This window comes from Micromonospora parva, assembly GCF_040649675.1.
GTDB classification, from domain to species: domain Bacteria; phylum Actinomycetota; class Actinomycetes; order Mycobacteriales; family Micromonosporaceae; genus Micromonospora; species Micromonospora parva.
This window is the reverse complement of the sequence record NZ_JBEZFX010000006.1, coordinates 280605-303453: the sequence shown is the minus strand read 5'-3', so window position 1 is coordinate 303453 and position 22849 is coordinate 280605. Positions and strand designations below refer to the sequence as shown.

The 22849-nt window shown below is 68.3% G+C and carries 21 protein-coding genes; 13 read left to right on the top strand and 8 right to left on the bottom strand.

Features of this window, described 5'->3' with window-relative positions:
* Positions 1–38: 38 nt before the first annotated feature.
* The gene (locus AB0C03_RS17475) at positions 39–542 is read right to left on the bottom strand and encodes a hypothetical protein (protein WP_357637772.1); all 504 of its coding nucleotides are present in this window, start codon (positions 540–542) and stop codon (positions 39–41) included.
* Positions 543–772: 230 nt separating this feature from the next.
* On the opposite strand from AB0C03_RS17475, the gene AB0C03_RS17470 reads away from it, so the two are divergent.
* From AB0C03_RS17470 to AB0C03_RS17455, 4 genes are all read left to right on the top strand, one after another.
* Positions 773–2092: a hypothetical protein gene (locus AB0C03_RS17470; RefSeq protein ID WP_210865254.1), complete on the top strand. Its 1320-nt coding sequence runs from the start codon at positions 773–775 to the stop codon at positions 2090–2092.
* A gap of 336 nt (positions 2093–2428) precedes the next feature.
* Positions 2429–2974 (top strand): hypothetical protein, encoded by a 546-nt coding sequence (locus tag AB0C03_RS17465; RefSeq protein ID WP_210865255.1) that lies wholly within the window; start codon positions 2429–2431, stop codon positions 2972–2974.
* An 89-nt stretch (positions 2975–3063) separates the two neighbouring features.
* The gene (locus tag AB0C03_RS17460; RefSeq protein WP_357637768.1) at positions 3064–3498 is read left to right on the top strand and encodes a hypothetical protein; all 435 of its coding nucleotides are present in this window, start codon (positions 3064–3066) and stop codon (positions 3496–3498) included.
* Positions 3499–3566: 68 nt separating this feature from the next.
* Entirely contained in the window at positions 3567–3881 is a 315-nt protein-coding gene (locus AB0C03_RS17455) for a SpoIIE family protein phosphatase (protein WP_156057325.1), read from the top strand.
* A 78-nt stretch (positions 3882–3959) separates the two neighbouring features.
* Here the strand turns inward: AB0C03_RS17455 and AB0C03_RS17450 are convergent, their stop codons facing one another.
* Both AB0C03_RS17450 and AB0C03_RS17445 read right to left on the bottom strand, forming a co-directional pair.
* Entirely contained in the window at positions 3960–5246 is a 1287-nt protein-coding gene (locus tag AB0C03_RS17450; protein WP_081883683.1) for a family 16 glycosylhydrolase, read from the bottom strand.
* A gap of 67 nt (positions 5247–5313) precedes the next feature.
* Positions 5314–6438 (bottom strand): ROK family transcriptional regulator, encoded by a 1125-nt coding sequence (locus AB0C03_RS17445; RefSeq protein WP_030328489.1) that lies wholly within the window; start codon positions 6436–6438, stop codon positions 5314–5316.
* Positions 6439–6525: 87 nt separating this feature from the next.
* Here AB0C03_RS17445 and AB0C03_RS17440 point away from each other — a divergent pair, with 87 nt between their 5' ends.
* The 5 genes from AB0C03_RS17440 (at position 6526) to AB0C03_RS17420 (ending at position 11481) form a co-directional block, all read left to right on the top strand.
* Positions 6526–7842 carry an ABC transporter substrate-binding protein gene (locus AB0C03_RS17440; RefSeq protein ID WP_081883684.1) on the top strand — a complete coding sequence of 439 codons (1317 nt, stop codon included), beginning with the start codon at positions 6526–6528 and terminating at the stop codon, positions 7840–7842.
* Positions 7835–8776, top strand: coding sequence for a carbohydrate ABC transporter permease (locus AB0C03_RS17435; RefSeq protein WP_210861130.1), 942 nt, complete (start codon positions 7835–7837; stop codon positions 8774–8776). The genes AB0C03_RS17440 and AB0C03_RS17435 overlap by 8 nt, the downstream gene beginning before the upstream one ends.
* Positions 8777–8784: 8 nt before the next feature.
* Entirely contained in the window at positions 8785–9579 is a 795-nt protein-coding gene (locus tag AB0C03_RS17430) for a carbohydrate ABC transporter permease (RefSeq protein ID WP_247680440.1), read from the top strand.
* Between the two features lie 10 nt (positions 9580–9589).
* Complete coding sequence (locus AB0C03_RS17425; RefSeq protein ID WP_357637761.1) at positions 9590–10852, top strand: Gfo/Idh/MocA family protein; 1263 nt, start codon at positions 9590–9592, stop codon at positions 10850–10852.
* A gap of 167 nt (positions 10853–11019) precedes the next feature.
* Positions 11020–11481 (top strand): barstar family protein, encoded by a 462-nt coding sequence (locus AB0C03_RS17420; protein WP_357637758.1) that lies wholly within the window; start codon positions 11020–11022, stop codon positions 11479–11481.
* Between the two features lie 59 nt (positions 11482–11540).
* On the opposite strand, the gene AB0C03_RS17415 is transcribed toward AB0C03_RS17420, so the two are convergent.
* A complete protein-coding gene (locus AB0C03_RS17415; protein WP_357637755.1) occupies positions 11541–11768 on the bottom strand; it encodes a GNAT family N-acetyltransferase in 228 nt (75 codons plus the stop codon).
* 474 nt (positions 11769–12242) lie between these two features.
* On the opposite strand from AB0C03_RS17415, the gene AB0C03_RS17410 reads away from it, so the two are divergent.
* Positions 12243–14324: an MMPL family transporter gene (locus AB0C03_RS17410; RefSeq protein WP_357637752.1), complete on the top strand. Its 2082-nt coding sequence runs from the start codon at positions 12243–12245 to the stop codon at positions 14322–14324.
* A gap of 54 nt (positions 14325–14378) precedes the next feature.
* Here the strand turns inward: AB0C03_RS17410 and AB0C03_RS17405 are convergent, their stop codons facing one another.
* Both AB0C03_RS17405 and AB0C03_RS17400 read right to left on the bottom strand, forming a co-directional pair.
* Positions 14379–15761 carry a HAMP domain-containing sensor histidine kinase gene (locus tag AB0C03_RS17405; protein WP_357637749.1) on the bottom strand — a complete coding sequence of 461 codons (1383 nt, stop codon included), beginning with the start codon at positions 15759–15761 and terminating at the stop codon, positions 14379–14381.
* 74 nt (positions 15762–15835) lie between these two features.
* Complete coding sequence (locus tag AB0C03_RS17400; RefSeq protein WP_209444479.1) at positions 15836–16510, bottom strand: response regulator transcription factor; 675 nt, start codon at positions 16508–16510, stop codon at positions 15836–15838.
* Between the two features lie 555 nt (positions 16511–17065).
* Here AB0C03_RS17400 and AB0C03_RS17395 point away from each other — a divergent pair.
* Complete coding sequence (locus tag AB0C03_RS17395; RefSeq protein WP_357637745.1) at positions 17066–18625, top strand: carboxypeptidase regulatory-like domain-containing protein; 1560 nt, start codon at positions 17066–17068, stop codon at positions 18623–18625.
* A 351-nt stretch (positions 18626–18976) separates the two neighbouring features.
* Here AB0C03_RS17395 and AB0C03_RS17390 read toward each other — a convergent pair whose 3' ends face one another.
* Positions 18977–19297: a hypothetical protein gene (locus AB0C03_RS17390; RefSeq protein WP_209444480.1), complete on the bottom strand. Its 321-nt coding sequence runs from the start codon at positions 19295–19297 to the stop codon at positions 18977–18979.
* A gap of 36 nt (positions 19298–19333) precedes the next feature.
* Here AB0C03_RS17390 and AB0C03_RS17385 point away from each other — a divergent pair, with 36 nt between their 5' ends.
* Both AB0C03_RS17385 and AB0C03_RS17380 read left to right on the top strand, forming a co-directional pair.
* On the top strand, positions 19334–20047 hold the full coding sequence (locus tag AB0C03_RS17385) for a hypothetical protein (protein ID WP_209444481.1): 714 nt from the start codon (positions 19334–19336) through the stop codon (positions 20045–20047).
* 330 nt (positions 20048–20377) lie between these two features.
* A complete protein-coding gene (locus AB0C03_RS17380) occupies positions 20378–21508 on the top strand; it encodes a hypothetical protein (protein WP_357637741.1) in 1131 nt (376 codons plus the stop codon).
* 157 nt (positions 21509–21665) lie between these two features.
* Here AB0C03_RS17380 and AB0C03_RS17375 read toward each other — a convergent pair whose 3' ends face one another.
* Positions 21666–22676, bottom strand: a complete 1011-nt coding sequence (locus tag AB0C03_RS17375) for a mechanosensitive ion channel family protein (RefSeq protein WP_357637738.1) — start codon at positions 22674–22676, stop codon at positions 21666–21668.
* Between the last annotated feature and the right edge of the window lie 173 nt (positions 22677–22849).

Here is a 22849-nt window from a genome sequence, read left to right as displayed (position 1 = left end):
CGGAAGGCCGGAATCGCTGCACCTTCCACACCAGTCGATCAACCAACTCTGGGTGGCTGGTCGCGGCGAAACCAACTGCGGACCTCGGGGCGGGTGGCCAGGAAGAGCAGCGCGACCACCACGAGCGCCTTCGCGACGTTGACCGCTCGCACCCACCAGGGGAACGGCTGAAACAGGGTCAGGCCAGTGCCGAGCAGCACGATCATCGAAATGAAGATCACCTGCCGGTACGCCTTGCGCCGGCCCGACCGGAGCCCGCCCATCACCACCAGGTAAGCGAGTGCGACCAGCGCCACGGGCAACACGCGCGACCACACCGAGGAGCGCAGTTCCTCCCGAGCGGTAACCAGGTCAGTGCCGGCTGGCACATCGAGGTGGGTGAGCTGGTAGTCCAGCAGATGTTCCTGGAACACCAGCATCAGACCGGCGAGCAGGGCGCTCAGGGCCAGGTTGGCCAGCATGAGCACGATCATGCGACGCACCTGGGGCGGGGTAGCCGTGGCGGCGTCGGGAACGGTGGCGTCGGTATCCGGTGTCGTCATCGGCAGGGATCAGATCACACGACGGGCTCCTACGCTGCCCCCGTCTCCCGTCGCACCGCTGACGGTCTCGCAACGCGTCGGGACTGGGCTGACGACGGGCACGATCTTATTCAGCGCCGCCAGCGGCCGGTGTGCTGACGTGGCCCCCACGGTGGGAGCTGTGCTGCTCACCCTGCTATCGCAACAAATTCATTGAGGCGGGGGAACCCGCGGGTTCATTCTGTCTCGCGATGGGCTGTGAAAACGACGGCTGCTCGCACGAGTGGCACTACGCGCCGTACCGCACCGGGCTGGGCGCGCTGCAGCGCGGCCAGGGTTCCGCAGTGGCCTGGCTGCAGGGCCGTCCGGATCACGGGCACATGGTTTACACCTGTACCACTCGCGACAACCGGTGGGACTGGCAGGTCGACGACCGCTACACGTACCTGGCTCGGCTGCTACACGACCTGCGCCTCGACCCAGCCCCACTGGTCGCGCAGCTTCGCGCCTGCGGCCCGTACCGCCCCTGGCCCCACACGGACCCGACCGATGACGACAATCAGTTCAACCTTGCTGTTGGCATCTTGGAGGCGCTCGCCCGCAAAGGAAACACGCAGGCGCACGAAACGCTGCGCGGATACGTCCGTGACGGCGTCCGCTGGATCGATGCAATGACAACGCTGGCCTCCAGTTGGCCGACGGAGTGGTGGGACGACCTGTGGGAGACCGCAGCCACGCGTATCAGGCCCGAAGATGTGGCCGAGATACTGCCGACCTCTGAGCCATGGCTGCGCTGGCGGGGTCGGGATCCGAAGATCGACAGCGTGTTGAACGCCGCGCAGCGCAGCCGAAAGGACGCTCAAGGTCGCCGGGTCGACCTCTCGACCACCAGTGAGGCCGAACTGATCGCGCTCCTCCAGGCCCCGGACACCGGCCGGGCCGTGAAGGTGACCGCACTGCACCAGATCCGTCGCAGAGCACGGCCCGTACCGGAATTGCTCGACGCGGTCGAGCAGTTGGCCGCCGAACGGCAAGCCGGACTGTTCGGTGCGCTCCGTGTCCTCGGCCCGCAGGTCCTCCCGGCTGCGCGAGGCTGGGCTGCCGACCCCGAACACCCGCTGTTCGACGCGGCCGCACACCTCCTCGCCGAGCACGGCGAGGAGCAGGACATCCCGTCGATCCTCGCCGCACTCGACCGGCTCACCGACGAATGGTGCGGCCACGACCGACTCACCGAAGGCCTGGCCCGGATCCTCACCAGTTCCCCATCAGCCTCCCAGGCCGACCTGCGGACAACAGTGATCCGCCGGCTGCGCCGACTGACCATCGCATCGCCACACAGTTACGAGCGACGCAGCTACCTGCATAGCCTGCTGCTTCTCGATCCGGACAAGACAACTACGGTGCTGCCGTCTTATCTCCTCGACTGTGAGCCGGACGTCCGGCTGTTAGCCGCTCAGCACACCCCACTCACCGACCAGACGCGGCGCTGGCTGCTCACGCTACGCGACGACCCTATCGAGGAAGCAAACGTGCGTCAGGCCGCAGCCGCGCGCATCAACGGAAGCTGAAGCCGCCCACACACTTAATTCGCTTCACAACCCGACGATCCTTACGAAGAGCGCCGGAGCGATCATCGGCCCACTGGCATGTGCGGACGTCGCACTACCCCACCAGTCGACACAGAGCATCCCGCTGCTCCCACCCTGCTCCCCCTGAACCAGGCTCGCACTGAAGCCGTCGACCGTCACCCCGGTGCAACGTCAGACCGACGAACTGCTGCGGCACGGCACCGAATTTCCATTCCGGAGGGAGTACGTGGCCCTAGGGATGGCTAGGTAGTTCTACTCATCCATCGGTTGGCAGCGATGGGAAGGATGGCTCGCATGCGAAGGACACTGATTGTGATGACGGCCGTGATCCTGGGGCTGGTGGCGGCGAACGGGCCGGCGGGGGCACAGCAGCGGGGGATCCCTGACCGGGTCATGTTGCAGCCGGACGATCTCGGCGGGGCCGCGCCGGGGCCGGTGGAGGACGGGCTGGTGTGGCCGCTGCTACCCCAGCCGTGCGCGGACACGCCGGTGCCGCAGCCGGTCGTGTCCCGCACTGAGGCGGCCGATCTCGGTACCCGATTTCGGATCTACGAGAACGTCGCCCGGTACCGCGGCGACGGGGCACACGCATACATCACCGAACTGAAGGCGCAGCTCGCCCGGTGCGGGGTGGGCGGCGACGACGAGGGCTTCGACCCGATCGCCGAGGACCACCTTGGGCCGGACACGGTGCTGTTCCTCGGCACCTACGACGAGGGCGACCGCTACGTCGGCTATGTCGCCGCGGCAGTCGGCCACTACGTGGTGGTGGTCATGATGTCGGACTCGTACCTGGGGACGGCCGACCTGACCACGTTGAACGGGCTGGCCAGTGCCGCGATGAGCCGAGCGGCGGCGTGACGCGTGGAGGCCGGCCATCTTGAGAGGGCCGGCCTCTCGCCACGGGCAGCGTGATCGGATGTGCCAGCTCATCCACTACCGTCCGGGCTGTGGCAGCCACAGCAGCGGGAGCGTTTCGTCGGACGCCGATTGAGCGGTCAGACCAGCGAGTCGCATGGGACCGAACGGACCAGGCCTTCTTCGCTGCCGGTGCCTGTCACATCCTCGCCTGGGTCTGCCGGGAATCCTATTCGGACAAAACTATTGAGATAGTGGCCGTGCGCCTCCCGGGTCAGCCACAGGTCTTCCACACCTATGCGGCCTGGGACGGTTGGGCGTTTGACCATTCAGGCTGGAATCCCGAACCGCAGCTGCTGGCGGTCAACGCAGACTTCGAAGGCCAACCCCTGGAGCGCCTCAAGATCACAGAAGGTCTCGCTGAGTTCTGCCAGAAGCACCACCACCGCACGCCGGACCAGTACTGGCATGACCCGCGCCCCCGCGCCCGCGACTACATCGGCCGATACATCCCACCCTGGGCATAGCCCTTACCCAGGTGCTCGCCTCAACAACGCAGGTCTCCCGAACGGAGCCCAGCTACGCTTGGGCGTAGATTCACGGCCGTTCAGGGCATCCCGCTGATCCCACCCTGCTCCCCCTGGACCCACCTCCGGGCGCGGCGCTCGTCCTCTACACCGACGGACTGGTCCAACGCCGCAACGAACTGATCGACACCGACATCGAGCGCGTCGCCGACGGCGTACGGTCCGGGCCGGCCGACGCGTTGTGCGACCACGTCATGGCCACCACCGCCGAGGAGCACCGGACGACGACATCGCCCTGCTCGTCATTCGCCGCCAACCATCACCCGACGAGACCACTCAGGCAGCCGACAGGCCGCCTCCAACACCCTGGAGGCGGCCTGTGAACTACGAGACCTGACAGTGGGCGAGGCTGATGTGCGGCCCTCGTCGATCCCACTGACGGACGGTTGGGTTACGGTTCGTCAGGAGACGGGTTCGAGATTCCACTGACTGGTCCACCAGTTGGCGGGCGCGGCGCCGTACTGGATGCTGCCGGTCATGTTTTCGGTATGGGCGTAGGTGCCCTTCCAACGGTTCTTCAGGCGCAGGCGGCCGTCGACAGGCTCCTGGGCCCACTGCGCCGACCAGTAGGTGCCGGGTACCGCACCGGTCTGCACGTTGCCGGTCTGGTTCTCCACGTGCAGGTAGTTGCCGGTGGCACGGTTCTTGAGCCGGACGTAACCGTCGACGTTCTCGACTGCCCACTGGGCGGACTGGTCGGTGCCGGAAGCGGCGACGTACCTGGCGGTGCCGCTGCCGTCGTCCTTGACGTACTGGCCAGTCTGCCGGTTCTTCAACCGCTGATAGGACACCGGGTAGCCGCCGTCCTTCTTGTAGACGCGCAGGTAGTCGACACTCCAGGTCTTGGGCCAGACGTCGTTGTGCCGACCGGAGCCGGCATCGGTGTAGATGCCCATGATCAGCCCCATCGGCATGTTGGGAGCGTCGTTGATCGTCCGGTAGAGCTGGCCGTCGTAGTAGAACTTGATGTCGGTGGGCGTCCACTCCATGCCGTACGTGTGGAACTCGGTGGTGGGTGACCCGCTGGGGACGGGGGCGATCGACGCGTACGAGCTGGACAGGAAGTTCGGGTCGCCCCAGCCGTGGGCGGCGATCCGCCAGTTGTTCGGCTCGTTGAAGAACGTCTCGACCATGTCGACCTCGGGGTTGCGCGAGGCGCTGGAGGTGTCCCCGGTGCCGACCAGCCAGAGGGCCTGGTGGCCGCCGCCGCCGACGTTCGACTTCTTGGCGCGCAGCTCGACGTAGCCGTACTGGAACGTGTAGCCGTTGAAGTCGGGCTCGTGGTGGTTCAACGGCATCGAGCTGTTGAACTTGTGCCAGTAGTCCTTGTTGTAGGTCTGGATCGAGGAGATCTTGACCGTGCCGTCGTACTGCGGGTTCCACGCCGGGGTGTCGGCGTCGAGCCGCTGGGTAAGCACGCCGTCGGCGATCGTGTAGCGCGCCTTGGCACCCAACTCGCGGTTGGCGGGGGAAGTCCAGTGCGGCAGGTAGTAGGGCAGCCAGCGGTTCGTGTCGAGGGTGCTGACGTCGAACTCTTCGGAGAAGTCGAGCGTGTAGCCCGGCTTGGCGAGCGGGCTGGGCGGGGTGTCGCCGGCCTGCGCCGGCGGGGCGGTGACGATGCCGGCGAGGGTGACGCCGAGGATCATCGAGCTGGCTGCGGCTAGAACTCTTCGAAAGCGATGCGCCATGAGGGCACTCCCGGGGGGGTAACGAAAGAAAAGTTCTTTCGGAATATGCCGTTGAGCGCTACCGCTGTCAAGAGCCGTCAGTGAAGAGCTCCGCGCGGACCGCGTCCCGGGCGGTTTCGACCGCGCCGATGGCCACCGCGTCGTCTCCCAGCGCGGAGATCGCCAGGCCTGGCAACTCGTACAGGATCTCGGCGAGGTGGCGCCGCACCGGCTCCATCACCGTCTCGCCGGCACGCGCGACGCCCCCGCCCACCACGACCAACTGCGGGTCCATGGCGAGAACCATGGCGCCCACTCCCTCGGCGAGTGCTCGCGCGTAGTCGTCGACGGCCTCGACCGCGCGCCTGTCCCCCCGCCTAGCCTGCGCGAAGACCCACTCGCGGGAGTTCATGCCGGGAGCGACCCCCGCGTCGGAGAGCAGCTTGCGGGGTGCCGCCTCCCAGCCCAGGCCGGGGTGCCGGCCGATTTCTCCGGCAGCCCCCCGGCCGCCGCCGAACGGCCTGCCGTCCACCAGGACGCCGACGCCGAGGCGGTGCCCCGCATGCACGTACAGAACGTGGTCGACCCCCTGGGCGGCACCGACGCGGTGCTCGGCGAGGACCGCGAGGTTGGCGTCCTTGACGGCGCTCACCGGGCACTCCAGACGGGCGGTGAGTTCCTTGGCCAGCGCCGTGCCGGTCCAGTCCGGAATGGCCACGCTCAGCCGCACGACACCGTCGGCGATGATGCCTGGGGAACCGGCGCAGGCCGCCCACAACCGCGGCGCGCCGGCCGGCATCGTCCGTCGCAGCAGACTGACAGCGGCGTCGATGCGCCCGGCCGGGTCCAGAGCCGGGTCGATGGCGGTCCGAGCGGCCGCCACCTGCGCGCCGGCGAGGTCGGCGATCCGCACCGACACCGCGTGCGCCCCGATGTCGAGGCCGGCCACGATGCCCGCGTCCGCGGCGAAGCGGTACCGCTGCGCGGGTCGCCCCCCGGTCGGGGCGTTGTCGAATCCGTCCAGGACGAGGAGTCGAGACTCCACCAGTGAGGTCAGGATGCCCTGCACGGTGGGGCGGGACAGCCCGGTCTCGCGGGCGACACCGCTGATGGTCAGCGACGGCCCTTCGTAGAGGAGCCGCAGCACACGACGCGTGTTCAGGTGCCGTAAGGCGCTCTGGTCCCCGCCTGGAAGAGCATCTCCCACGGTCATTCGCTGCCCCTTGACGTGCGTTCGTCGACGGCTCACTATAGCGAACGCAAGTTTCCTTCGAAACTACTCCTGCCCAGGGAGACCCCCATGAAATCGATGACATCAGCGAAGAGTGCGCTCAGCGCGGCCGCCGTGCTCCTCGCGCTCGGAGCGTGCGCGCCGGGCAGTTCGTCGGACGGTGAGCCGGCCGCCGACGCCAACGCGGCGGTCCAGACCGGTGTGCCGGCCGGACCTGTGGAACTCAACCTGATCGCCACCCCCGAGTCGGGCGCCGCCATGAAGGACATCATCCCGGCGTTCCAGGCGAAGCACCCCAACGTCAAGATCAATTACGTCGACACCACGTACGACGACTACAACAAGTCACTCAACCTCGCGTTGTCCAGTGACACTTCGCCCGACATCGTGCTGCTCAATGCGGTGGGCACCACGGTCAAGGACCAACTGATCCTCAACCTCCAGCCCTACGCCAAGGCGTACGGCTGGGAGTCGGCGTACCCGGCCGGGCAGCTCAACCAGTGGCGGGTCGCCAAGGACGGCACCACCCTCGGGTCGGGCGACCTGTACGCGGCACCCGCGTCCTTCTCCCAGGTCGGTCTCTACTACAACAAGGCCACGTTGAAGAAGCTCGGCATCGACGCCGCTCCGGCCTCACTGGAGGACCTGGAGGCCGCGCTGGCCAAGGCCAAGGCCGGCGGTGAGACCCCACTGCAACTCGGCAACAAGGAGGGCCACGCCTCCTTCCCGATCCAGCTCATCGGTCAGTCCACGGACGGCCCGGCCGCGTACGCCAAGTGGGTCTTCGGCGAGGGTGGATCCACCTTCGACACCGCCGGGAACACCAAGGGCGCCCAGAGCATCACCGACTGGGGCACGAAGGGCTACTACTCCAAGGACGCCAATGGCATCGACCTGCAGGGTGCGGTGGACAAGTTCACCAAGGGCGACGGCGTCTTCTTCGTGGACGGTTCCTGGGACTCGAAGAAGATCGGCGACGCACTGAAGGGCGATGCCGGCTTCGTGCCGTTCCCCGGCCCCAAGGCCACCGCGATCGGTACCTCGGTCGCGTACGGGATCTCGCGGAAGTCGAAGAACGCGCAGGCCGCCGCCGCCTTCCTGGACTTCCTGCGCGGCCCGGAGGCTGCCAAGGCCTCGTTCGCGCAAGGTTTCCTGCCCTCGGACACCTCGACGGTGACCGCTGAGCCCGGCACCATCTCCGCCGACCTGATCGCCGCCTGGAACAAGGTCAACGCCGATGACGGGCTCATCGGGTTCAACAACAACGCCACAGCGACCATGAACGACACGCTGGTCGCCGAGACTCAGAAGCTGATCGCCGGCAAGGTCGACCCGGCCACGTTCATCCGGGCCGTCCAGTCCGACTGGGCCAAGACGCATGGCTGACAGCCTCGCGAATCGCGTGGCCGTCCGGGACCGCACCGTCGTCGCCCCCGCGACGCCGGTGCGGGCCCGGCGGTCGCGGGCACGACTCGTACCGCTGCTCTACACCGCACCGGCGCTGCTCTTCTACGCGGCCTTCGTGATCGCGCCCTGGCTGCACAGCCTCTGGATCTCGTTCTGGGACTGGAACGGGATCGGCGTCGCCACCTGGGCCGGGCTCGACAACTACCGGGAGATCCTCGCCGACCCGGCGCTACGGCTCTCCCTGGTCCACGCCTTCGGGCTGATCCTCTTCTACTCGGTCATCCCGATCTGCTTCGGCCTGGTGCTGGCGGCGCTCGTCGCGAACGTGCCCTGGAAGGGCATGCCCTTCGTCCGTACCGTGATATTCCTGCCGCAGATCCTTCCGCTGGTCGCGGTCGGCAGCGTCTGGAAGCTTTTCTTCGACGACGACGGACCGTTCAACGCGCTGCTGCGCGCGGTCGGCCTGTCCGACTTCACCCGCGCCTGGCTGGGTGACTTCACCTGGGCCTACCCCGCGGTCGGAGTCGTCGGGACCTGGGTCTCGACCGGGCTCTGCTTCCTGCTGCTGTACTCCGGAATCGGCAAGATCGATCCGGCTCTGTACGAAGCCGCCCGGCTCGACGGCGCCGGCGCGATCCACGAGTTCTGGCACGTCACAGTGCCGGGTCTGCGCCGGGAGATGTCGGTGGCCGCGACCGTCACCGTGATCGCCGCCCTGGCCAGCTTCGACGTCGTCTACGTGATGACCGCCGGCGGCCCCGGTGAGTCGACACTGGTGCCCGGTGTCGCCATCTACCGGCTGACCTTCACCGCGGGGCAGGTCGGCACCGCCTGTGCGCTCGCCGTCGTCCTGTCCCTGCTGACCTGCGCGGTCATGTTCGCCCTCAACCGCCTCACCCGGGAGAAGACATGATCCGGTCAATGACCCGGTTGTCGCTGCTGGCCGCCACCGCCTCGGTGCTGGTTCCCTTCTACGCGATCCTCGCCGCGTCGCTGCAACCACAGGACAATCTCAGCCCGGGCCTCGCGTGGCCGTCGGATCCGCAGTGGCACAACTACGTCGACGCCTGGTCGACCGGCGGCTTCGCTGACCTCATGCGGTCCAGCCTGATCATCGCGCTCGGCGTCGTACCCCTCGCGCTGGTGCTCGCGACGCTCGCCGGATACGGGCTGGCGATGATGCGGCTAGCCGTCCGGGGGCCGATCTTCGCGTTGCTCATGCTGGGTCTGGCCCTGCCGTACGAGTCGATCGTGATCCCGCTCTACTACGACCTCAAGTCGATCGGACTCCTCAACACCTACTGGGCGGTCATCCTGCCGCTCATCGGGGCGTTCATGCCGTTCGGGGTGTTCTGGATGCGGAGCCACTTCGAGTCGCTGCCGCCGGAACTCACCGAGGCCGCCGAGATGGACGGCGCGACCAGCAGGCAGATCCTGCGCCAGGTCCTGCTGCCCACCGCCCGGCCGGCGCTCACCACCCTCGGCCTTCTCTACTTCATGTGGGCGTGGAACCAGTTCCTGCTCGCGCTGATCCTGATCCAGGACCCGGCGATGCGGACGGCGCCGTCCGGGCTCGGCAAGTTCATCCAGGCCTACGGCCGCAACATCCCGCTGCTCAGCGCCGGAACGATCATCGTCATCGTGCCAGTGGTCATCCTCTACCTCTTCTTCCAGCGCCACTTCGTCAAAGGCATCCTTTCCGGCGCCATCAAATAGGAGACACCTGATGTCCATCACACTGGCGATCGTCGGTGCCGGAGCGCGAGGCGCCGCCTACGCGCGGCTCGCCGTGGCCACCGCAAACGCCACGATCGCGGCTGTCGCCGATCCCGACCCCGCCCGCCGCATCACCCTGGCCGACGAGTTCGACGTACCCGACGAGCGCCGGTTCGCCTCGTGGGAAGACCTCGCCGCACAGCCCCGGCTCGCCGACGCGGTGATCGTCGCGACCCCCGATCGCGCGCACGTCGAGCCGGTGGTGGCCTTCGCCGAGCGCGGCTACGCGATCCTGCTGGAGAAGCCGATGGCGCCGCTGCCCGAGCAGGCGGAACGCATCGTCGCCGCAGCCGTCGACAACGACGTCCTCCTCGCCGTCTGTCACGTACTCCGGTACACGCCCTACTCCCAGACGCTCAAGCGGCTGATCGACGCCGGGCGGATCGGTGCGATCGTCAGCATCGACCACCTGGAACCTGTCGGCTGGTGGCACCACGCCCACAGCTACGTGCGCGGCAACTGGGCGGTGGAGGCCGAATCCTCCTCGATGCTGCTCGCCAAGTCCTGCCACGACATCGACTGGCTCGGCCACCTCATCGGCCGGCCGGTCCGCCGGGTCTCCTCCTTCGGCGGCCTCGCCCACTTCCGGCCGGAGAACCGTCCGGCTGGAGCGACCGAACGCTGCGTCGACTGCCCGGTCGAACGATCCTGTGCCTACTCCGCGATCCGGATCTACGAACGGTTCCTCGGTGACCCCGTCCACGAGGCATGGCCGCTGGGCGTGCTCACCGACGATGTCAGCGCGGACGGCGTCCGCAAAGCCCTGGAGGACGGCCCGTACGGCGTCTGCGTCTACGCAGGTCGCAACGACGTCGTCGACCACCAGGTGGTCAACCTCGAATATGAGGGCGGCAGCACCGTCGCCTTCACGATGACGGCCTTCACGGCGCTCGACTTCCGCAAGACCCGGATCTTCGGCACGCTCGGCAGCATCGAGGGCGACGGTCGCACCCTGCGGGTCCACGACTTCCTCACCGACGACGTCGAGACCATCGACCTGGATCCCGACGGCGACGCCTCGGCCGCCGACGGGCACGGCGGCGCCGACGCGGCACTCATCGAGGCGTTCATCGCGGCGGTCACCACCGGTGACCGCTCACTGGTCACCTCCGGACCCGAGGAGAGCATCTCCTCACACCGGGTCGTGTGGGCGGCGGAGCAGTCCCGAGCCACCGGCAGCGTCGTCGAGCTCATTCCCGCAACCCCGGTCTAGGGGTACGTCACAAACCGCCGAACGACACCCCGGGGCGATCGACTCGCGATCGCCCCGGGAGCTGCGGGCCCCTGTCGACCGGTGGAACCGTCGATCAGCTCCCGCAGGATGTCGGCGTGACCGGCATGCCGGAGCCTCATCGAACGCCGTCGCGTAGCTTGGACTGAATGACGAGCAGTGGGCGGAACGACTCCGCCGAGCACCTCGTGGTCTGCTCACGCACTGCCCTGGTCGAGCTGGCGGCGGTGTTACCGGCAACGGGCAGGTTCGTCGTCGCCCGACTTGACGGAACGAGGATGGCGGACGCGGACCTCGCCTTCTACGAGTTCTCCGACGCGCTGCTCTTCCCCGGTTACTTCGGCTGGAACTGGGACGCGTTGTCCGACTGTCTTCGTGATCTGAACTGGCTGCCCGCGGACGGGTACCTGATCGTCGTCGACAACGTGGCCCGGATGCTGTCGAGCAGCGCTGACGACCGGAACACGCTGTTCCGGGTTCTGTCGCAGGCCGTGCGGCACTGGGCGTTTCCGGTCGGTCGGCCAGAGTTCACGGTGCTGCTGCTGTGCGACAGCGACGACGAGGCCGCACTGCTGCGGCAGGAGATCGCTCACGCGCTTCGCCAATCGTGACGCGCTTCGCACGTCGGCCCGGCCAACGCTGACCGCCAGGCTCATGCCTCGACGCCGCGCTACAGGTCCATCGCGTACACCCGGACCCGGCGGCCGGTGCCCGGCTGCACAGTCTCGCGATCCAACGACATGCCCAGCTTGACCATCACCCGAGCGGACGCCTCGTTGCCGACGACGTGAATGCTGACCAGCCGCCCGAGGTCGAGCTCGGCACGAGTGCGCGCGACGACCGCCTGGGCCGCCTCGGTGGCCAGGCCCGACCCCAGTGCGTACGGCCGAGCCGGCAACCGATCTCCACTGCCGGCATGATCTCGGGCAGGAGTGAGAGACGACGACCTGCCGATTCGGATCCTGTGCACGTGATCCGGTCCGCGGACCTGCCGCGTGAGGGTCGTGTGCTTCTGCTCGGCCTCGCCGACCGCGCAGATGTCCGCGACGCCGCGGCCGCGTGGACCGGACGGTCAATACCGTCGCCACCCGCACGGACCGGATCGACGTCGACGCCTAGCTGTTCCGGCCCGACGGCTGCGTCGCCCGGGCCTTGCCCACCGCGCAGGATCTGGACCCCGCCACGCTGGTGCGTGCGTTCGGCATCTGGCTCGGCCATTCGGCCTGACCGGCGCATTAACGGTCGTCTCAGATTCGCTCGGTACGAAGTCGACATCAGATAAGCGATGTGACCCGTATGGAGGAAGCTAGTGATGGCAGTCAATGCAGCACCGCCCGGGGACGCACCGGCCGGTCGCTTGGCAGGCCGGTGGGTGCCATGGTTGGTGATCGGGTTGTGGGTGGCGCTGGCGGCGGTCATGGTGCCGCTGAGCGGGAAGTTGAGCTCGGTAACCACCGACAAAGCCGTGGACACCCTGCCGGCCAGCGCCGAGTCCACCAAGGTGGCCGTGCTGGAGGACAGCCTCCCCGGCGGTGAGGACAACACGTTCGTCTTCGTGTACCACCGTGCCAGCGGCTTGACCGACGCCGACCGCGCGTCGGTCGAGCGCCACCACGACACCCTTGCCAAGCGGTACCCGCCGAAGGCGACGACGGCGGGCGGCGAGGACGACGAGGACTCAGCGACGAAACCCTCCACCGACGGCAAGGCGATGATGTTCACCCTCGACGTGAGCACGACCTACGGCGCACCCGAGACCATCGTCGGCCCATTGCGTGAGGCTGCGAAGGACCGCCCCGCCGGCCTGGAACTCGACGTGACCGGACCCGCCGCGGTCGACGGCGACATGGACGCCGTCTTTGACGGCATCGACCTGCAGGTCTTCCTCACCACCGTCGTCGTCGTCACGCTCCTGCTGATTCTCACCTACCGCAGCCCGGTGTTATGGCTCATCCCGCTCATGGCTGTGGGCGCGGCCGCACTGACCGCGATGGCGACCGTCTACCTGCTCGTCAAGGGCTTCGGCATCGTGATCAACGACCAGAACTCGGCGCTGCTGACGATCCTGGTATTCGGCGTCGGCACGGACTACGCGCTGTTGCTCATCGCCCGGTACCGGGAGACGCTGCACCACCACGAGAACGTCCGGGTCGCGATGGTCCACGCGCTACGCGGCGCGGCGCCGGCCATCGTCGCGTCCGCGGCCACCGTGATCGCTGGCCTGCTCTGCCTGCTCGTCGCCGACCTGAACAGCACCAGCGGGTTGGGCCCGATCGGCGCGGCCGGCATCCTGTGCGCGCTGGTGGCCATGCTGACGCTGTTCCCGGCGGTGCTCGTGGTGCTCGGCAGGCGGATCTTCTGGCCGGCCATCCCGCGGTTCGACACGGCCGTCCAGGAGAAGCCGGGGCTGTGGGGACGGCTCGGCACCGCCATCAGCCGCCGACGGTGGGTGGCGACGCTAGGCTCGCTCGGAGTCCTCGGCGTGCTCGCCATCGGGCTGGCGGGCAATACCGGCGCCCTCCGGGAGCAGGACCAGTTCCTGTCCGCGCCGGAGTCGGTCACCGGCTTCAGCGTCCTCCGCCAGCACTTCCCGGAGCTCGGCGGCCAACCGATGACGATTTTCACACGGCCGGCGTACCAGGAGCGGGTGCTCGACGTCGTCCAGGGCACTCGCGGTGTGGCCTTGGCCGTCCCGGGGCAGACCAGCGGAGGGTGGGCCGACATCTCCGTGTTCCCAACCGACGCGCCGGACACCGCCGCGGAGTACGACACGATCAAGCGGGTGCGTACCGCCGTGCACGCGGTGAACGGGGCGGAGGCGATCGTCGGCGGGCCGAGCGCGGAAAACCTCGACACCGAGGTCACCACCACCCGCGACGAGAAGCTGGTGATCCCGCTGGTGCTCATCGTCGTCCTGATCATCCTCGGGCTACTGCTCCGAGCGATCGTGGCCCCGCTGGTCCTGATGGCGACCGTGATCGTCTCATTCGCCGCAGCCTTCGGCGGCAGCGTGTTCGTCTTCGACACGATCCTCGGGTTCAAGGGCGTCGACTATTCGGTGCCGCTGCTGGCGTTCCTGTTCCTGGTGGCGCTCGGCATCGACTACAACATTTTCCTGGCCAGCCGGGCCCGGGAGGAGACTGTGCGTCTCGGCACCGGAGAGGGCATGCTCAAAGCCCTCGCCGCCACCGGTGGCGTCATCACCTCGGCGGGGTTGGTCCTCGCGGCCACGTTCGCGGTCCTCGCCTCACTTCCGCTGGTGATGCTGATCGAGGTCGGGTTCCTGGTCGCCTTCGGCGTGCTGCTCGACGCCTTACTGGTGCGGTCGGTCCTGGTGCCCGCCCTCACGCTGCTGATCGGCCGGCGGATGTGGTGGCCGAGCCGGTTGTCCCGACCGGTGGAGCTGCCGGACGATCAACGGCCGCTCGTGGAGGGAACCGCGCCGCAACGGTGAGCGCGGCGGCACAGTCGCGATCCGGGGCGGGCTTCTGCCCGTCCCGGATCTTTGTCATGGACCGGCGGCCGTCACCGTGTCCGCCCCTGCGGTGAGCTGCGTGAGCCGAGCGGGCGGGGCTGCGGCCGGAAGGATGATCCGCAGGAGCGCGCCACCGCGTGCGGACCGGGTGACGGTGACCTGGCCGGCGTGGGCGTCGACGACCCGCTGCACGATCGACAGCCCCAGACCCGATCCCGGCAGCGCCCGGGCGCTCTCGGCACGGTAGAACCGGTCGAACACCCGCGGTACGTCGGCGGCGTCGATGCCCGGCCCGGCGTCGTCGACCTCGAGGACCGCCGACGCGCCCTCGGCACGGAGCCGGACCTGGACCGGCTGTTCAGCGGGAGACCACTTGCTGGCGTTGTCGATGAGGTTGAGCACCGCCCGCTGGAGCGCAGCGGGACGCCCGCTCACCCACACGGTGGTCACGTCGAGCGCGACCTCGATGTCGGGTACGCGGGAACGCGCCCGGGTCGCGGCGGCCACCACCACATCGGCGACATCGAGCAGCTCGGTGCTCTCGTCGCTGACGTCGCCGCGCGCCAGGTCGGTCAGCTCGGCGGCAAGGGTGCTCAACTCGGCCACCTGGGCACCGAGATCGTTGAGCAGTCGGGTCCGGCTGTCCGCCGGCAGTGCGCTGTCCAGCGTGCCGCGCCGATCGAGCCGGATCAGCAGCTCAACGTTGAGGCGCAGGCTGGTGAGCGGGGTCTTGAGTTCGTGGGCGGCGTCCTCGGCGAGTAGCCGCTGGGCCCGCCGGGAATCCCGGAGCGCGGCGAGCATGTCGTTGATCGACTGGATCAGCCGCCGGATCTCCCCGCCGCCCTCGTCCGGGATATCGGCGTCGATGTCCCGCGTCTGCGCGACACGAACCGCGGCGGCAGTCAGCCGGTCGATCGGTGCCAGCCCGGTCCGCGCCACGGCCCGCCCGACAAGGGCACCCCCGACCACGCAGAGCAGACCGATCAGCAGCATGCCCAACCCGAACTGGTTGACCGGGCTGTCGTCGCTGTTGCGGGCCACCTGGACCGCGCCGTCGCCCACCCGCAGCGTGTAGATGAGGTAGCCGTCGTCGTCGCTGTCGTTCGACTCCATCAGGTCGGCCGACGCGCCCTGCGCCACGCGCCACGCGTGCCCGCTGACGGGCGGCAGCGCCGGTTGGCCGGCCGGCGTCCGGGTCGAACCATCGGGCAGGATGACCCGCACCAGCCGACCGGATCCGGGATACGGCGGTAGCTGGACCTGCGCCAGACCGGAATGCTCCACTGTCGTCGCCACGACGCGGGAGTCCGCGCGTAGCTGATTCTCGGCGTTGTCCCGCAGCTCCGAGTCCAGCAGTTCGCTGGCCACCTGAAAAGCCAGGAACACGCTGACCGCGATGGCCGTGGCCGCGATCACCGTCAGCCTGGTTCGCAGGGACCGCTGGCGCCACCATCGGGTCAGCCGACGCGGTACCCAACCGGCGGGCCTGCTCACGGAGGAGTCTCCCGCAGCGTGTACCCCAAGCCGCGCAGCGTGTAAATCAATCGCGGCTCACCCGCGGCCTCCATCTTGCGGCGCAGGTAGCTCACGTACACCTGAAGGTTGTTGGCGGTGGTGCTCATGTCGAAGCCCCAGATCGCCTCGAACAGCGCGTCGCGGGTCAACACCCGGGTCGCGTTGCGCACGAGGACCTGTAGCAGGGAGAACTCGGTTCGGGTCAGATACAGCGGTCGCCCACCTCGCCACGCCTCGAACCTGTCGGGATCGAGCCGGACGTCGGCGAACGACAGGATCTGCGACTCGTCGTCGCCCGGCGCGTGGCGGCGCAGCAGAGCCCTCACCCGGGCCAGCAACTCCTCGGTGGCGAACGGCTTGGGTAGGTAGTCGTCGGCGCCCGCGTCCAGCCCCGCGACCCGGTCGGAGACCTGATCCCGAGCGGTCAGCATCAGAACCGGCAGATCCCTACCCGCCGCCCGCAACCGCCGGCAGGTCTCCAATCCGCCGAGGCGGGGCATCATCACGTCGAGGATCAGCAGATCCGGCGCGTCTGCGCCGACCCCGTCGAGCACGGCGAGACCGTTGGCGGCGGTGCTGGTGCCGTAACCCTCGACCTGGAGCACCCGCTCCAGCGACTCACGGATGGCCGCCTCGTCATCGGCGATCATGATCTGCACGCCAGCCCGCCCCCTCCAGTTGATGCTTTTGCGCTCATCCTCCCCGATCAACCTGAGGGCAGGATTAATGCTCCAACGGCAGTAGGCGAACCCAGTTCTGTTCGCGTTCGTTGGTCCGCCTGCGACGGACCGTTGAGCGGCAGTCCGGTACGGAACTCGCCGACATGCTGTTCAAGCTGCAACTGGGCGCCGCCGGCAAACCCCAGCTCCGCGGCACGCTGCGCAGGAACCTCACGCGAGAACCTGGTCTATGCCTTCTTCCACGTGCCAGAGGACGAAGGACCGTTCGACAGGTACATGGAGCCGGTCACCGCCGTCAACGACACGCCTCCGGAGCGGTTCCCGTACGGCTGATTGGCCACGGCAGCATGCTCCCTCACGCTGCGCGGCTGGCGGTGCCCGGACCGTCGGTAGCGAGTTGCAGATGCCTCGAAAACCGACGCTGTCCGTGTTTGTCACATGACTTGAAGTGATGATTGCCAAAGTTAAGCTGCCCTGACGTGCGCGAGCGAGCCGGGCTTTGCCGATTCCGGAGGTGTCACCACGATGGACAGCCGACTAGCACGTCCCGCAACTCTGTTGTTGGCGGCGCTGTGCGCGCTGTTGCTGCTCGGCGTCGACGCGGTGCTGGGTACGGTCGCGCCGGTCCGGGCCGGTAGCGCCACCGCGACGGTCAGCGGCACTCTGACCGAACGGTCCGGCCGACCGGCCGGCCAGGTCAGGGTCACCCTCGCGCCGGACTCCGGCGCCGATCATCCGACCTACTCGACCACCACGGACCGTGCCGGCCGGTGGCGGGTGTCCGGGGTGTCGGCCGGGCGCTACCGGATCACCAACCAACTGCCCGGCGTGTTCCGGCCCCGCTACTACCCGAGCCGGCTCGGGTTCCCCTGGGGAGCTGTCACCGTGCCGACCCGTGGCCGGCTCGTCGTCGACGACGTCCTTCCTCCGGCCGGCCGGATCCGGTTCGTCGCGGCCGATGCGGCCACCGGCGCCGAGGTGCGGAACTTCTGTGTGCAGGACCCGCTGGAGCTCGGCCTCATCTGCACCAACCCCGCCGGGACCTTCCCGAACGGGTACGTCGACCTGGAGGTGCCGCCCGGCCACTACCGGTTCACCGGCTCCGCGAACGACGGCGTACACGAGGGCGGGATGGTCGAGGCGACCGCGGTCGCCGGGCGGGTGACCCACGCGACGCTGCCGGTCCAGCCGCCCGGCAACGAACTGTGCGTGACACTGCGAGACCGGGCGACCGGCGCGCCGGTGCCCAACGCGGGAATCATCGCCATCTCGGTGGACAAGCGGTTCCCCGACATCTATGACGCCAACGAGATCTCCGACGAGAACGGGGTGGTGCGGTTCCGGAGCCTCTACCCGGACCGGTACAACATCTGGGCCGGCGGCTCGGCCGAGGGGCACGGCGCGCAGTGGGTCGGCCCGAGCGGTGGCACCGGCGACCGGACCAAGGCAATGGTGGTCGCGCCAGGGCCCGGGATCACCACGCTGCCCGACATCCTGTTGGACCGGGCTGGGTCGATCACCGGGTCGATCACCGACGCGGTCACCGGCCAGCCGGTGTCGGTGACCGTCGCGCTGACGACCTACGATCCGTTCTGGTACGAGACCACCCGGAAGGTTCCCGGCGACGGCTCGTACACCTTCAGCGGGCTCGGCCCGTACGAGTGGTCACTGGCGTTCATCCCGCCGGGCAACGGCGGCGCCAACAGCGTCTACGCCACCCAGTGGTCCGGTGGGGCGCCGAACAGCGTCAAGGCGACCCGGATCAAGGTCGTCGCAGGCGGCGTCACCGTGGCGAACGAGCGGATGAGCGCCGGCACCGCCGTCTCCGGCCAAGCCAACGGCCTCCCGGTGTACGGCTACAGCTACCCCGTCCACGTCTACAACGCCGACACCGGCGACATCGTCGCAGTCGACGAGAACGTCGAGGACGGCCGGTATGACGCCCGACTCCTGCCTGGCCAGCGGGTCCGGGTCTGCCTGCACGCCGACCGCTGCTACCCGGACTACGTCCGGCAGGTCGACGCGTCCGCCATCCGGGTGGGCACCTCGCCGTTCACCGTCGACTTTCCCGGCCGGCGGGGCTGAGCCGGGACGGGCACCGGCGCCGCCCGCGCACCCCGGTCCGGGCCGGGTCAGCGTTCATTGCCGACTTCCGCCAAGCGAGTGCGCAGGTCGGCAGGCTGGGAGAACGTGTAGCCGCAGGCAGGGGCGGATGCAGCTGAGTGGGCCGGGGCCTGGGAGTCCAGCCGCAGCTGCTACCGGGCTTCTGTGGACATGCTTCTTCTTTGCACGGGGCCGGGAGGTCAACCAGTCCGGCGCGGGATTGCCGGTCGGTCGAAGTGCCTGGCATGATCCGGGCATGATCGAAAGAATCGAGTCCTCCGTCCGCCGGTGAGCGTGACACCCGAGCCAGGCCTGCTCGGACCCCACTTGTCGTTATTTGATCACGCGATGCGGATCCATCGCGAGGATCCAGACGCGCCTCTTTTCCGTGGCGGTGAGCCGTATCCAGATGACAGGCAGCACCGAGGTCGGAAGTCCCGTCCTCGAGAGCCGGAGGATCGGCGCCGCAGCGGTGCTGATGTCGCCGCCGTTCTGGACGCGCACTTCGCCGATCGGTCCGCCGTTCCGGGCGACCTTGCCGGGGCGTTCCATGACATCGATGTTCCGATCCATCCCAATGAACACATCATGGCTGCGGCCTGTCGGGTGGACGCCGAACGTGTTCGAGCGACCGGTCGATGGCTTGTCCAGCACGCGACCGATCGCTGCGCTGCGACTGTTGGTCTGGCGTTGCTGACCACCCTCTGGGATGACGACGACATCGAGTTGATCAAAACGATCGGATTGCTGTCGGGCCGCTTCGGCCCACTGGCTGCCCGTGCGCTCGAACGGCGGTCGTGGTGCGGTGGCTCGGACGCATTGCTGTGGCTGGCCGAGCGGGTCACGGGCTGGGGACGGGTCTATGTCGTGGAGTCCCTGTGCACGATCGGCAGCACCGCAGCGCGGCCGTGGATGCTTCGACGCGCCTGTGATGGCGACTACCTCAACCGTTACTTCGCCGGATTGGTCGCCACTACGGCGCATCTGCAAGAGGCGATCACCGCGGCGAATCCTGACAGTGAGTTGGTCGATCACACTGGCCTGCTGCTGACCATCATGGCTGACAGCGGCGGCACGGGCATCACGCTCGAGCACTACCCGCCCGCCTCCGCAGTTCTAGAGGCCCACTGCGAACACGCCGGCCGCCTAGAGCCGTCGGTAGAGCGTTTCGTCATCGCCGCGCAACTGGCTGAGCATTTACATCACCCAGCGGCGGACCGAATAGCTTGGCCCGAGGGCGGACGCGAGCGCGTACTGAGCGGCTACCTTTCCCTGCTCGATCGCGACGACTGGTGCACGGTCGCTCGCGCCGGCCTGGCCGCTGGTGATCACCGTGTTACCTGGCTTGCCGAAGCGCTGGCACCAGACCTCGGGCTTCGAGCGTTCACCGTGAACGACGAGTAGCGTCCGGAGGGAAGGTCGGCGGGGAGCATGTCTGCGGTTTCCTGCCGACCTGCGGCCGGTCGTCTTCTTGATGGTCTTGTGGTAGTCCGCCTTCGAAAAGACCTAAGCCCGGCGAATCAGCTACACCCTTCGCGGTGGTCTCTTAGGCTGCCTGGGCGGGCCACCGGTTCGACGCAGGCGTCGCGTTGGCGCTGTACGACGGTCGAGACGTTCCCCTCGGCGACCTGGCTCTACCAGCATGTCGATCGGCACCGGAGCTGTCGCGACGGCGCGTGACGCCCCCGGTTTTCGCCGTCGCCGGCTGTGCCCGGCTACCGGTGAGGAGCAGCGGTGACCCACAGCGAACGGCATCGCCCGGAAATAGTCGTGGGACTGGTGGCAACCCCACCGGACCAGCCGGCCCGGGTGGCTGGGTGGCTCACTGCGGAGTTGGTCAGCGGGCTCACCGAGCGGGTGAGCGCGGACGTGCGGTGGACCGTCCGGCAAGGCTGGGGGGAGGTGGCGCCGCGTCGCGATGGCGGCGCGGAGGCGCTGCTTGACGATCTTGCGAGGCGGCGTACGGAAGATCGGTGGGACGTCGCCATCTGCCTGACCGACCTGCCACTGCATGTCGGGCGGGCGCCCCTGGTCGCGCAGACCTCCGGCCGACGCCAAGTCGGGATGATTTCCCTGCCCGCGCTGGGACTGCGGCAAATGCGCTCGGTCCGCACAGCCGTCCCGGATCTGGTGAACCAGCTGCTGGCCGACGCCTCCGACCACCGGGTGCCGCCGGCCGACAGGGCACCAGCCGAGACGACACGGCACCTTCCCGCCGTCCGTCGGGTGGTCGACGGGGCCGACGCTGGTGAGCGGCGCTACCTCGCCTCGGGGCTGATCGGCCGGGCGCGCCTGTTGACCGGCATGGTTCGCGCCAACCGTCCGGGACGGGCACTGCTGGGCCTGTCCAAGCTGTTGGTCGGCGCGTTCGGCACGGCCGCGTTCGCGCTCACCACGGACACCATCTGGCAGATGGGCGATGCCCTCGGCGGACTCCGGCTCGCTGTGATCATGGTGCTCGGGTTGAGCGCGTTGGTGGCCTGGTTGATCGTTGCGCACGACCTGTGGGAGAAGCCGAGCCGCGAGACGCCGGCTGAGCTGGCACGGCTGTTCAACCTGGGTACGATCCTCACTCTCAGTCTGGCCACGGCGGTGTCCTACGTGGTGCTGTTCGTGGGAACGGTGCTCGTCGGGGCGCTGCTGATCGACACATCCGTGTTCGAGCAGATTCTGCAGCGGCAGGTGAATTCCAGCGATTATCTGAGGCTCGCCTGGATCACCAGCTCACTGGCCACTGTTGGCGGTGCGATTGGCTCAGGGCTGGAGAACGAGGAAACAGTCCGGGCTGCCGCCTACGGCTACCATCCCCAACCCGGCGGCTGGCGGGACGAGAAGGGCAGGGAGCGGTCCAGCGGCGCGAGCTGAGCGGTCAGGCGCAGGTCGCGTGCATCCGTTCTCGCGGGTGTGTTCCGGGCTGGACGATCGGGGAGTGGCCCAACCATGTCCTGCCTCAGCACGCAGGCCAGCGCGACGTGAGCGGGCGTCGCTCCGTGGTAGCCGGACGCGAGTCCTCAAGCAATGTTCAGGGCTGGTACTGACTACGGGTGCGGGGCAGCCACTGCGGATGGTGGTTGCGCAGGTAGCAGATCAGACCCTCGCGCAGGTCGCAGCGCAGGTCCCAGGCGCTCGCGCCGTCGGCGGCCGAAGCCTGCACCTGGATGACCACCGTCTGCGGCGTGGAATCGACCATTTGGAGCACCCACTGGTCGCGATCCCACAGCGATGAGGACTCGACCAGCCGACGCGTCTCCCGGCGCAGGTCGTCCAGGTCGGCGGTGTGGTCGACATGAATCTGGATCTTGCCGATTACCCGGCCCTCGTTGCGAGTCCAGTTCTGGAACGGCCGCTCAGTGAAGTACGTCGTTGGCAGGATGAGCATCCGCTCGTCCCAGAGCCGGATCACCACGTTGGTCAGCTTCACCTCCTCGACTCGGCCCCACTCACCGTCCACCACCAGCACGTCGCCGACATGCAGCCCGTCGGCGAAGGCGACCTGGACACCGGCGAAAGCGTTGCCAAGCGCGGTACGGGCAGACAGGCCGATCAATGCCCCGACGACCCCCGCTGACGTCAACACGGAGACACCGAAGAGGCGTACCGGCCGAAAGGTGATCAGTATCAGGCCGATGGCGACGATCGTGACGACGGCGACGGTGAGCCGCCGCACGGGACGGATCTGCGTCCGAGCCCGCCGGACCCGCCGGCTGGCGACCGCGTCACCCGGCAGCCGGTTGAACGCGACGGCCTCGGCGACGTGCAGCGCCCTGATCACCAACCAAGCCCCGGACAGAACCAGGGCCACCAGGACGGCGTGCCGCAGATGACGCTGCCACCCGACCGGTTCCAACGGCAACGCGTAGTACAGCGCCCCCACCAGCAGTACCGCCGCCGCCGGACGCCGGCAGGTATGCCGCAACGGCTCCAACAACCACCGGTAACGGCCACGGTCTACCCGGCGAACCAGCACGCCGGAGATCAGGTCCACGACCACCGCCGCCACCAGCGCCGCTACTACGATCGAAGCGGTACGCATCAGAGGCCGTTCACCGTGATCCCGATGCCACCCTCCCCCGGCTCGCTGCCCAGTCCACGTGCCAGCGTCCCATCTTGAGCAGCAGTAGGCGGCCAACATCGGCGAACAACGACCACCTACGTCAGCCGTCCGACGGTCCGGGTTGGTGTCCTGCCCGCTATCTACCCGCTCAC

Coding starts and splice junctions, on each gene's coding strand:
- AB0C03_RS17400 (WP_209444479.1), bottom strand. CDS start 16,510: ATGATCGCCGATGACGAGGCGGCCATCCGTGAGTCGCTGGAGCGGGTG.
- AB0C03_RS17375 (WP_357637738.1), bottom strand. CDS start 22,676: ATGCGTACCGCTTCGATCGTAGTAGCGGCGCTGGTGGCGGCGGTGGTC.
- AB0C03_RS17445 (WP_030328489.1), bottom strand. CDS start 6,438: ATGACCGTGGGAGATGCTCTTCCAGGCGGGGACCAGAGCGCCTTACGG.
- AB0C03_RS17425 (WP_357637761.1), top strand. CDS start 9,590: ATGTCCATCACACTGGCGATCGTCGGTGCCGGAGCGCGAGGCGCCGCC.
- AB0C03_RS17395 (WP_357637745.1), top strand. CDS start 17,066: ATGGACAGCCGACTAGCACGTCCCGCAACTCTGTTGTTGGCGGCGCTG.
- AB0C03_RS17475 (WP_357637772.1), bottom strand. CDS start 542: ATGACGACACCGGATACCGACGCCACCGTTCCCGACGCCGCCACGGCT.
- AB0C03_RS17435 (WP_210861130.1), top strand. CDS start 7,835: ATGGCTGACAGCCTCGCGAATCGCGTGGCCGTCCGGGACCGCACCGTC.
- AB0C03_RS17465 (WP_210865255.1), top strand. CDS start 2,429: ATGACGGCCGTGATCCTGGGGCTGGTGGCGGCGAACGGGCCGGCGGGG.
- AB0C03_RS17450 (WP_081883683.1), bottom strand. CDS start 5,246: ATGGCGCATCGCTTTCGAAGAGTTCTAGCCGCAGCCAGCTCGATGATC.
- AB0C03_RS17420 (WP_357637758.1), top strand. CDS start 11,020: ATGACGAGCAGTGGGCGGAACGACTCCGCCGAGCACCTCGTGGTCTGC.
- AB0C03_RS17430 (WP_247680440.1), top strand. CDS start 8,785: ATGACCCGGTTGTCGCTGCTGGCCGCCACCGCCTCGGTGCTGGTTCCC.
- AB0C03_RS17440 (WP_081883684.1), top strand. CDS start 6,526: ATGAAATCGATGACATCAGCGAAGAGTGCGCTCAGCGCGGCCGCCGTG.
- AB0C03_RS17470 (WP_210865254.1), top strand. CDS start 773: ATGGGCTGTGAAAACGACGGCTGCTCGCACGAGTGGCACTACGCGCCG.